The 10,773-nt window shown below is 68.2% G+C and carries 10 protein-coding genes and 1 tRNA gene; 10 read left to right on the forward strand and 1 reads right to left on the reverse strand.

Annotated features, from left to right (window positions below):
* The first annotated feature begins 11 nt into the window (after positions 1 to 11).
* The 10 genes from rsmB to MMB92_RS32100 all read left to right on the forward strand — a co-directional run bounded on the left by rsmB (position 12) and on the right by MMB92_RS32100 (position 9,356).
* A complete protein-coding gene (gene rsmB / locus MMB92_RS32055) occupies positions 12 to 1,403 on the forward strand; it encodes a 16S rRNA (cytosine(967)-C(5))-methyltransferase RsmB (RefSeq protein WP_006485768.1) in 1,392 nt (463 codons plus the stop codon).
* Entirely contained in the window at positions 1,400 to 1,990 is a 591-nt protein-coding gene (locus tag MMB92_RS32060; RefSeq protein WP_006477467.1) for a DUF4390 domain-containing protein, read from the forward strand. Before rsmB ends, MMB92_RS32060 begins: the two co-directional genes overlap by 4 nt.
* Positions 1,980 to 4,394: a sensor histidine kinase EsaS gene (gene esaS / locus MMB92_RS32065; RefSeq protein WP_034178451.1), complete on the forward strand. Its 2,415-nt coding sequence runs from the start codon at positions 1,980 to 1,982 to the stop codon at positions 4,392 to 4,394. Before MMB92_RS32060 ends, esaS begins: the two co-directional genes overlap by 11 nt.
* Positions 4,395 to 5,096: a response regulator transcription factor EsaR gene (gene esaR / locus MMB92_RS32070; protein ID WP_006495385.1), complete on the forward strand. Its 702-nt coding sequence runs from the start codon at positions 4,395 to 4,397 to the stop codon at positions 5,094 to 5,096.
* 60 nt (positions 5,097 to 5,156) lie between these two features.
* Positions 5,157 to 5,232: transfer RNA gene (locus MMB92_RS32075), tRNA-Phe, on the forward strand.
* 349 nt (positions 5,233 to 5,581) lie between these two features.
* Positions 5,582 to 6,316: a 7-cyano-7-deazaguanine synthase QueC gene (queC, locus tag MMB92_RS32080; protein WP_006495384.1), complete on the forward strand. Its 735-nt coding sequence runs from the start codon at positions 5,582 to 5,584 to the stop codon at positions 6,314 to 6,316.
* A 75-nt stretch (positions 6,317 to 6,391) separates the two neighbouring features.
* On the forward strand, positions 6,392 to 7,024 hold the full coding sequence (gene queE, locus MMB92_RS32085) for a 7-carboxy-7-deazaguanine synthase (RefSeq protein WP_006495383.1): 633 nt from the start codon (positions 6,392 to 6,394) through the stop codon (positions 7,022 to 7,024).
* Positions 7,025 to 7,042: 18 nt separating this feature from the next.
* The gene (gene queD, locus MMB92_RS32090; RefSeq protein ID WP_006482561.1) at positions 7,043 to 7,495 is read left to right on the forward strand and encodes a 6-carboxytetrahydropterin synthase QueD; all 453 of its coding nucleotides are present in this window, start codon (positions 7,043 to 7,045) and stop codon (positions 7,493 to 7,495) included.
* A gap of 326 nt (positions 7,496 to 7,821) precedes the next feature.
* Positions 7,822 to 8,607 (forward strand): aldolase/citrate lyase family protein, encoded by a 786-nt coding sequence (locus tag MMB92_RS32095; RefSeq protein ID WP_006495381.1) that lies wholly within the window; start codon positions 7,822 to 7,824, stop codon positions 8,605 to 8,607.
* Positions 8,604 to 9,356: a tetratricopeptide repeat protein gene (locus tag MMB92_RS32100; protein WP_277563179.1), complete on the forward strand. Its 753-nt coding sequence runs from the start codon at positions 8,604 to 8,606 to the stop codon at positions 9,354 to 9,356. Before MMB92_RS32095 ends, MMB92_RS32100 begins: the two co-directional genes overlap by 4 nt.
* A 78-nt stretch (positions 9,357 to 9,434) precedes the next feature.
* Here MMB92_RS32100 and rodA read toward each other — a convergent pair whose 3' ends face one another.
* Positions 9,435 to 10,583, reverse strand: coding sequence for a rod shape-determining protein RodA (gene rodA / locus MMB92_RS32105; RefSeq protein ID WP_006482564.1), 1,149 nt, complete (start codon positions 10,581 to 10,583; stop codon positions 9,435 to 9,437).
* Between the last annotated feature and the right edge of the window lie 190 nt (positions 10,584 to 10,773).

Here is a 10,773-nt window from a genome sequence, read left to right on the forward strand (position 1 = left end):
ATTCCGTACCGATGACACGACCCCGTTCTTCCGCTCCGACTTCTTCCGGCCGCCCGGCGCGCCTGGCTGCGCTGCACCTGGCGCCCGATTCGCTCGGCTTCGCGCTCGACGCGGCCGCGCAGGCGGTCGATGCGGTGCGACGCGGCACCGCGTTGCCGGCGGCACTGTCGACGGTATTCGCGCAGATGCCGTCCGGCGCGCAGGCGCTCGCACGCGGCGCGACGCAGGACGTCGCCTACCGGACGATGCGTCGCCTCGGCAGCGCGGACTGGCTGATCGGCAAGTTCGTCAGCAAGGCGCCGCCCGCGCACGTGCACGCGGTGCTCGCCGGCGCGTTCGCGCTGCTGCTCGACCCGCCTGACGAAGCTGCGTACCCGGCGTTCACGGTGGTCGACCAGGCCGTCACCGTCATCGGTGCGCGGCGCGAATTCGCGTTCGCGAAGGGGATGGTCAACGCGGTGCTGCGCCGTTTCCTGCGCGAGCGCGACGCACTCGTCGCGGCGATGCAGGACGATCCGGTTGCGTGCTGGAACTACCGTGCGTGGTGGGTCGATGCGGTGAAGCGCGCATGGCCCGACGCGTGGCAGGCGATCCTCGCGGCCGGCGAGCGCCAGGGGCCGCTGACGCTGCGCGTGAACGCGCGTCGCGCGAACGTCGATGCGTATCTCGACACGCTGCGTGCGAGCGGAATCGAAGCGGTCGCGATCGGCCGGCATGCGGTGCGGCTCGCGTCGGCGCTGCCGGTCGACCGCATTCCGGGCTTCGCCGACGGCGTGGTGTCGGTGCAGGACGCCGGCGCGCAGCTCGCGGCCGAATGGCTCGGCGCGCGCGACGGCATGCGCGTGCTCGACGCGTGCGCGGCGCCCGGCGGCAAGACCGGCCATATTCTCGAACTCGCCGACGCGGAAGTCGTGGCGCTCGAAAGCGACGCGACGCGCGCGGCGCGCATCGGCGAGAATCTCGTGCGCCTGTCGCTCGCGGCGAACGTGTGCGTCGGCGACGCGGGCGCGCCGGACGCGTGGTACGACGGGCGTCCGTTCGATCGCATCCTGGCCGACGTGCCGTGCTCGGCGTCCGGCATCGTGCGGCGGCACCCCGACATCCGCTGGCTGCGCCGCGAGGCCGACATCCCGGCGCTGGTCGCGGAGCAGCGTCGCATCCTGTCGGCGCTGTGGCCGCTCGTGAAGCCGGGCGGCGAACTGCTTTACGTGACCTGTTCGATCTTCCCCGAAGAAGGCGAAGGGCAGGCCCGCTGGTTTGAAGCGGCCTGTGAAGATGCGGTACGATTGGACGCCCCCGGCCAACTGCTGCCGGGCGGCGTGCAGGGACGGGCGGCCGCCGGCGCACTCGACCAGAACACCGATCACGACGGATTTTTCTACGCGCGGTTTCAGAAACGGTGACGATCAAACACCTTTTTCCCTTTCGGCTCGCGGCCGTCTTGCTGGTCGCGTTGACGCTGTGCCTGGCCGTCGTGCGGCCGGCGCATGCCGAATCGATCGCCGTGCAACGCGCGTCGCTCCAGTCCGACGGAAGCGGCTGGAGCCTCGACGCACGGTTCGACTTCGAGCTGAATCCGAACCTCGAGGATGCCGTCAACAAGGGCATCCCGCTTTACTTCACGACCGACTTCGAGCTGAGCCGCGCGCGCTGGTACTGGTTCGACGAGCAGCCGGTAGCGGTCACGCAGACGATCCGCCTGTCGTTCCAGCCGCTCACGCGCGAGTACCGCGTGTCGACGGGCGGCCTGCAGCTCGGCTTCCCGTCGCTGAAGGATGCGCTCGCGGTGGTACGGCACATCACGTCGTGGCACGTGATCGACCGTAACCAGGTGCGTGCCGGCGAAACCTACACGGCGTCGGTGCGGATGCAGCTCGATACGGCGCTGATGCCGAAGCCGTTCCAGGTCGACGCGGTAAACAATCGCGACTGGACGCTCGGGTCGGACTGGAAGCGCTTCAACTTCACGGTGACCGAACGTGCTAAATAAAGTACGCCGCGCGGCCAGCGGGAAGAGCCTCCTCGTCCGCGTGATCGTCTCGACCGTCGCGCTGACCGCGCTGCTGCTGCTCGTGCTGCTGGCGGCCGCGAGCGCGAACACCGAATTCTTCGATCGCTACTACTCGTGGCTGTACGCGACGAACATCGTCGTCGCGCTCGTGTTCCTGCTCGTGGTGCTCGGGCTGATCGGGATGATCGTCGTGCGCCTGAGGAAGGGCAAGTTCGGCACACGGCTGCTCGCGAAGCTCGCGGTGTTCTTCGCGCTCGTCGGCGTGGTGCCGGGCGGGATCATCTACATCGTGTCGTACCAGTTCGTGTCGCGCAGTATCGAGTCGTGGTTCGACGTGAACGTCGAGACGGCGCTGACGGCCGGCCTGAACCTCGGCCGCGGGATGCTCGATGCGTCGCTGTCCGATCTGCAGACGAAGGCGCGGCTGATGTCCGACCAGCTCGCGAGCGTCGATGCGAACACGAACGGCACGACGCTCACGCTGCTGCGGCTGCGCGACCAGTTCGGCGTGCAGGACGCGACGATCGTCGAGCCGAGCCGCGGCGGCTCGGGCGCCGCGCCCGACCTGCACATCGTCGCGCAGGCGTCGGGCAATTTCGCGGCGCTGATTCCGGACGACCTGCCGACGCCGCTGATGTTGAGCCAGGCGCGCGAACACGGCGCGTATGCGGCGATCGAGGGCGAAGTCGACGGCGACCCGCGCGCACACGGCGCGAAGGGCGCGCTGCGGCTGCGCGTCGTGCGGCCGATTCCCGACGCGACGACGTCGCTGCTGCAGCCGGCGGAGCGGTTCCTGCAGCTCACGCAGCCGGTGCCGCCGACGCTCGCGCACAACGCGGACGCCGTGCAGCGCGCGTACAGCGAGTACCAGGCAAAGTCGCTCGGCCGCACGGGGCTGCGCAAGATGTACATCGGCACGCTGACGCTCGCGCTGTTCCTCGCGACCTTCATCGCGATGATGCTCGCGCTCGCGCTCGGCCAGCAGCTCGCACGGCCGCTGTTCCTGCTCGCGCAGGGCACGAAGGAGATCACGGAAGGCGACTACACGCCGAAGCGCGAGATCAAGACGCGCGACGAGCTCGGCTTCCTCACGCAGTCGTTCAACGCGATGACGCGCCAGTTGTCCGAGGCGCGGCTCGCGGTCGAGAAGAACCGCATCGCGCTCGAGCATTCGAAGACGTATCTCGAGAGCATCCTCGCGAACCTGACGGCCGGCGTGTTCGTGCTCGATCGCCAGTTCCGGCTGACGACGGCCAATCGCGGCGCCGAGCGGATCTTCCGGCAGCCGTTCAACACGCTGATCGGCACGACGCTCGACCGGATCGGCGTGGCCGCCGGGTTCGGCGCGATGGTGCGCAAGGCGTTCGCCGATCGCGAGGCGGCGTCCGACGGCGGCAGCGGCGATCGCGGCCACTGGCAGCAGCAGTTCGCGATCGAGGTGCCGGGCGAAACCGATCCGCTGACGCTGCTCGTACGCGGCACGCGCCTCGTGTCGACGGTCGAAGGGCAGGCCGACGATCCGCAGACGTCCGGCTACGTGGTCGTGTTCGACGACATTTCCGACGTGATTTCCGCGCAGCGTTCGGTCGCGTGGGGCGAGGTCGCGCGGCGGCTCGCGCACGAGATCAAGAATCCGCTGACGCCGATCCAGCTGTCGGCCGAGCGGCTGCAGATGAAGCTGTCGGACAAGCTCGCACCACCCGACGCAGACGTGCTCAAGCGCGGCGCGACGATGATCGTGAACCAGGTGGCCGCGATGAAGCGGATGGTCGACGATTTTCGCGAATACGCGCGCACGCCGCCGGCGGTGCTCGCGAACCTGCAGTTGAACGAACTGGCGAGCGAGGTGCTCGGGCTGTACGGCGTCGGCGAGGGCAAGAGCCCGATCGTCGCCGAGCTCGCGCCGTCGCTGCCGGTGATTCGCGGCGACGCGACGCAATTGCGCCAGGTGATTCACAACCTGCTGCAGAATGCGCAGGATTCGGTCGCGGAGTCCGCGCATCCGCGTGTGTTGATCGAAACCAAGACAGTAGAATATGGCGACCCCGACGCCGAGGGCAAAACGCGCGTCGCGGTACGTCTTACCGTGTCCGACAACGGGCCCGGTTTTCCGGCACGCATCCTGACCCGTGCGTTCGAGCCTTACGTGACGACCAAGGCGAAGGGCACGGGGCTCGGGCTGGCCACGGTCAAGAAAATCGTTGACGAGCACGGCGCGCGGATCGATCTGCGCAATCGCATGCACGGCGAGACCGTCGAGGGTGCGCAGGTGTCGATCCTCTTCCTGCAGATGGCGAGCGATACGCCAGGCGCCGAACCGGGCGCACAGGACGGGACGACACCCGCCAAGACAAAAGCAAGTGAGCAGACAAAGGCAGCGTAAATGGCAACCATCCTGGTGGTAGATGATGAAATGGGCATCCGGGAATTGCTCTCGGAGATCCTCAGCGATGAAGGACATGTCGTCGAGGCGGCGGAGAACGCGCAGGCCGCGCGGGAATACCGGCTGAATCAGGCGCCCGATCTCGTGCTGCTCGATATCTGGATGCCCGATACCGACGGCGTCACGCTGCTCAAGGAATGGGCGGCGCAGGGGCTGCTGACGATGCCCGTGATCATGATGTCCGGGCACGCGACGATCGATACGGCCGTCGAGGCGACCAAGATCGGCGCGCTCGATTTCCTCGAGAAACCGATCGCGCTGCAGAAGCTGCTGAAGTCGGTCGAGCACGGTCTCGCCCGCGGCGCGGCGCCGGTGTCCGCGAACGCGGCGGCGAAGGCGGGCGGCGGGCAGGCCGCTGGGCCGGCGGCGGTCGCGTCCGCGGCGGCGCTGCCGACGCTCGGCGACGACATGGCGTCGGCGCTCGGCCTCGCGGGCCAGACGGCCGCGATCCCGTTCGACATCCCGTTGCGCGAAGCGCGCGATGCGTTCGAGCGCGCGTACTTCGAATATCACCTCGCGCGCGAGAACGGCAGCATGACGCGCGTCGCGGAGAAGACGGGCCTCGAGCGCACGCACCTGTATCGCAAGCTCAAGCAACTCGGCGTCGAGCTCGGCAAGAAGCCGTCCGAAGGCGCGCTGTAAAATATTTTGCGAAAGCACTTGCTCGGGGGCGAATAGCTCGATATACTTTCATTCTTCGTTGGCCCGGTAGCTCAGTTGGTAGAGCAGCGGATTGAAAATCCGCGTGTCGATGGTTCGATTCCGTCCCAGGCCACCAGCATTTAAAACCCCAAGAATCGGAAGGTTCTTGGGGTTTTTCGTTTGTGGTGGGTATCGCGTGTCGTGGGCCGCGGGCCCGGCAGCATTCGCCGGGGCATGATAAAATCCGTGCCCGCTCAATGACTTAGCGCATCGCTTCATGCGTGGCAGGCTGCTCGCGGTGCGCCTGTCGTGGCGCGCGGCAACGATGCCGTGCGATGAGCGGTATAAGCGCGCCGCCGCATTCGCGGCCGAGCGCGCTGCCTATACTGGTCGAGCCGGCACAGGCCGGCCGCGTCGGGCCGCCCGGCGGCAGCCGGCCTCGGGGCGCAGTGCGACGCGAGCCTACACATTCACGGAGTATCACGGTGATTCGGACAGACGCTAAAGACGGCGCGCTCGTGTTGTTTTCCGGCGGGCAGGATTCCGCCACGTGCGTGGCATGGGCCCTCGAACGCTACCAGACGGTCGAGACGCTCGGCTTCGACTACGGCCAGCGTCATCGCGTCGAACTCGAGTGCCGCGAAGGCGTGCGCGAAGCGCTGAAGCGCAAGTTTCCCGCGTGGTCGGACCGGCTCGGCGACGATCACATGATCGACCTGTCGGTGCTCGGCGCGATCAGCGATACCGCGATGACGCGCACGATCGAGATCGAGACGACGGCGAACGGCCTGCCGAACACGTTCGTGCCGGGCCGCAACCTGATGTTCATGACGATCGCCGCGGCGATCGCCTATCGGCGCGGGCTGCGCGTGCTGGTCGGCGGGATGTGCGAGACCGATTTTTCGGGCTATCCGGACTGCCGCGACGACACGATGAAGGCGCTGCAGGTCGCGCTGAATCTCGGGATGGATACGCGCATGGTGCTCGAGACGCCGCTGATGTGGCTCGACAAGGCGCAGACCTGGCAGCTCGCCGAACAGCTCGGCGGCGACGCGCTCGTCGAACTGATCCGCGTCGAGACGCACACCTGCTACGTGGGCGAGCGCGCGGAACTGCACGACTGGGGCTTCGGCTGTGGCGAATGCCCGGCCTGCAAGCTGCGCAAGCGCGGCTACGAGGCCTACCTGAAGGGCGAGCGGGTGACCGAAGCGCCGCTGTGACGCGGCTGCGCCGGCGGCGCTTGATGGACAACGGATTCTGATCGACAACGAGCGGCGCGAGCCGGACGAAGGACGATGACTTACGCGGTCAAGGAAATTTTCTACACGTTGCAGGGCGAGGGCGCGAATGCGGGCCGGCCGGCCGTGTTCTGCCGGTTCGCCGGCTGCAATCTGTGGTCGGGCCGCGAAGAGGATCGTGCGGAGGCCGTGTGCCGCTTCTGCGATACGGACTTCGTCGGCACCGACGGCGAGAACGGCGGCAAGTTCAAGGACGCCGCCGCGCTCGTCGCGACGATCGCCGGCCTGTGGCCGGCGGGCGAAGCGCACCGCTTCGTCGTCTGCACGGGTGGCGAGCCGATGCTGCAGCTCGACCAGCCGCTCGTCGACGCGCTGCATGCGGCCGGCTTCGAGATCGCGATCGAAACCAACGGTTCGCTGCCGGTGCTCGAATCGATCGACTGGATCTGCGTGAGCCCGAAGGCGGATGCGCCGCTCGTCGTCACGAAGGGCAACGAACTGAAGGTCGTCGTGCCGCAGGACAACCAGCGGCTGGCCGACTACGCGAAGCTCGACTTCGAGTATTTCCTGGTCCAGCCGATGGACGGCCCGTCGCGCGACCTCAATACGAAGCTCGCGATCGACTGGTGCAAGCGTCATCCGCAGTGGCGGCTGTCGATGCAGACCCACAAATATCTGAACATTCCCTGAGCCACGGCTTTTGACATCGTGCTGATTACCCGAAAACTCGAATTCGACGCGGGCCACCGCATCCCCGATCACCGCAGCCAGTGCAGGAACCTGCACGGCCATCGCTACGTGCTCGAAATCACGCTGCGCGGCGATCTCGTCGATACCGAGGGGGCGCCCGACCGCGGCATGGTGATGGATTTCGCCGACGTGAAGGCGCTCGCGATGGAGCACCTCGTCAGCAAGTGGGATCACGCGTTCCTGGTCTATGCGCGCGACGAGGTCGTGCGTTCGTTCCTCGAGCAGATGGCCGACCACAAGACGGTCGTGATCGACCGGATCCCGACCGTCGAGAACCTCGCGGCGATCGCGTTCGACCTGCTCGCGAACGTGTACGACGCGCACTACGGCGTGAATCTGCGCCTCGAGCGCGTGCGTCTGTACGAAACGCCGAACTGCTGGGCCGACGTCGAGCGCCAGCCCGGCCGCTGATCCTGCCTTTCCCGGCAGCCCCGCCGTTCGGCGCGGGCTGCCCGTCGCCGCCAGCCGCCGCGTCCCGCGCCGGTACGGCTTCCCCCGTCGGTTCCCGCATCGAGCATCCGGCCGCGCTATGATCGTCGTGCGGCACGGAAAAACGCGCGCGTGAGCCATTGCGCGGCCCGCTTTGTCAGATCGGTCGTCCCGGGCCGACTCACGTTCTCTGGCGCGCGATCCGTCGCCGCCACCGTGCTTCGGTTGCCCGGCGGCGCGCATGCCGCTTTCCGCTTCGCCAGTTGCTTGTCCCGTTCGATTGCCGTTCCGTTCCGGAGGCCGTATCGATGAGCACGCTCACCAATTCCCTCAAACAACGCCTGCGCGACGGCGACGAGCCGCTGTACGGCCTGTGGCTGTCGCTCGGCAGCGACTCGGCCGCGGAAGCGCTCGCGCATGCCGGTTACGACTGGCTCTGCATCGACATGGAGCATGCGCCGAACGACAGTCGCGACGTGGCGTCGCAACTGCGCGCGATCGCCGCGGCGCACCTGCCGAGCGAGCCGGTCGTGCGCGTGCCGGCGCGCGAGCCGTGGCTCGTGAAGCGTGCGCTCGACGCCGGCGCACGCACGCTGATGTTTCCGTGTATCGAGACGCCCGACGACGCCGCGCACGCGGTGCGGCTCACGCGCTTTCCGTCGCCCGAATCGCCGGACGGGCTGCGCGGCGTCGCGGGCATGGTGCGCGCGGCGGCGTTCGGCATGCGCCGCGACTACCTGCAGACGGCGAATGCGCAAGTCGCGGTGATCGTGCAGGTCGAATCGGCGCGCGGCGTCGACGAAGTCGAGCGGATCGCGGCGACGCCCGGTGTCGATTGCCTGTTCGTCGGCCCGGCCGATCTCGCGGCGAGCCTCGGACATCTCGGCGATATCCGCCACCCGGACGTCGAAACCGCGATGGCGCGCGTGCTCGCGGCCGGCAAGCAGGCGGGCGTCGCGGTCGGCATCTTCGCGGGCGACACGGCGGCCGCGCGCCAGTATCGCGAGGCCGGCTACCGGATGATCACGGTGTCGGCCGACGTGAGCTGGCTGTTGCGCGCGACGCGGCAGGCGTTGCAGGAGGTACGGTCATGAACGGCGCAGACGGTGCGTGCCGCGGGCAGGCGCGGATCGGGGCGATGGTCGGCCTGTGGGCCGTGTGGGCGGCGGCCGTCGCGCAGGGCGCGCCGCAAGCGAAGCCCGACCCGTCGCGCGAGACGCAATCGGCGGTCGCCGACTACAACGCCGGCGACTATCGCGCGGCGCTGGTGCAATTCCACGATGCGGCCGAGCGCGGCGATCGCCTCGCGCAGTTCAACTACGCGATGATGCTGCTGACGGGCGAAGGCGTGACCGCGAACGTCGACGAAGGGCTGCGCTGGCTCAAGCGCGCGGCGGAAGCGAACATGTCGCATGCGCAGTACGTGTACGGCCGGATGTTCGACGATGGCGAGTTCGTCGCGCGCAATCCGGCGGAAGCGCATCGCTGGTTCCTGCGGGCCGCGAAGCAGGGGCACGTGCAGGCCGAGCTGTCGCTCGCGAACCAGTTCCTCGACGGGCGCGGCACGCCGCGCGACAACCGGCAGGCGTTCGTGTGGTACAAGCAGGCCGCCGACGCGGGCGAGCCGACCGCGCAGTACGTGACCGCGTCGTTCTACGAGCGCGGCGGCGATGGCGTCGCGCAGAACCTGAACATCGCACGCGCGTACTACGCGGCGGCGGCCGCGCAGGGCGACGAGACGGCCGGGATGAAATTCAAGGAGCTGAGCGCGCGGCTGAAGGCGCCGGGGCCGGAATCGGGCACCGGCGCGGAGCCAGGCAAACCGCACTCGCCGCCGCAGTAAGCGGCTGCATTCGGTCCGCCCGATGCAAAACGGCGCCCGCAGGCGCCGTTGTCGTGTGCCGCAGCGCAGGCCGCGCGGTCAACTCTTCATCAACCGCCGCTGCCGCCCGACGCTCATGATCATCCCGATCGCGATGCCGAGCGTCGTGAGCGCGGTGCCGCCGTAACTCATGAACGGCAGCGGCACGCCGACGACCGGCAACACGCCGCTCACCATCCCGATATTGACGAACGCGTAGACGAAGAACGCGAGCGTGAGCGAGCCCGCGAGCAGCCGGCCGAACAGCGTCGCGCCCTGCGCGGCGATGTAGAGCCCGCGCGCGATCAGCGCCATGTACAGCGTCAGCAGCACGAGCCCGCCGGCGAGCCCCCATTCCTCCGAGAACACCGCGAAGATGAAGTCGGTGTGCTTTTCCGGAATGAATTCGAGGTGCGCCTGCGTGCCTTTCAGGTAGCCCTTGCCGAGCACGCCGCCCGAGCCGATCGCGATCACGGCCTGGATCGTGTGGAAGCCCTTGCCGAGCGGGTCGGACGTCGGGTCGAGCAGCGTACACACCCGGTGTTTCTGGTAGTCGTGCATCAGCGGCCACTGCACTTCAGGCTGGCAGATGCGTTCCTCGAACACCGCGATCGAGCCGACCGCGATCACGCCCGCGACGAGCACCGGCACGATCAGCTTGAACGACAGGCCGGCGAGGTAGATCACGAAGAAGCCGGCCGCGAACACGAGCAGGCCCGTGCCGAGGTCCGGCTGCTTCGCGATCAGCCCGACCGGCACCAGCAGGATCCCGAACGCGGCGATGAAGTCGTACCAGCGCAGCCCGCCTTCGCGGCGCTGGTAGTACCACGCGAGCATCAGCGGCGTCGCGATCTTGAGGATTTCGGACGGCTGGATCACGACGCCGACGTTCAGCCAGCGCTTCGCGCCCTTCTTGGTCATCCCGAACAGCGCGACGGCAATCAGTAGCGTGACCCCGAACGTGTAGAGCGGGACCGCGAAGCGCATCAGCGTGGTCGGCGGGATGTTGGCGATCACCCACATCAGCACGAACGTCAGCAGGATGTTGCGCAACTGGTCCTCGACGCGGCCCGGCACGTCGATCGACGCGCTGTACAGCGTGACGATGCCGACGCACAGCAGCAGGAACACGATGAGGGCGAGCGGGCGGTCGAAGCCCGCGAACATCTGCTTGATCTTGTCGAGCCAGGCGCGCTTGTCGAATTGCATGCCTTTCTCCGTTAATGAGCGGTGCCGGCGTCCGCCGCTTTCGCGGGGGCCGTCGCACGATGGTTGTCGTCCCGCGGCGTGGCGACGACCGGTTGCGCGTCGCTGGCGGGCCGGCGCGGCCGGTGCGGGCGCCGGATCGGCGGCAGGCTCGCGGCCATCGGCGCCGCGGCGCTCGCGTCGGCCGGCGCCG

This window comes from Burkholderia sp. IO2, assembly GCF_029522185.1.
Classification (GTDB): Bacteria; Pseudomonadota; Gammaproteobacteria; order Burkholderiales; family Burkholderiaceae; genus Burkholderia; species Burkholderia cenocepacia.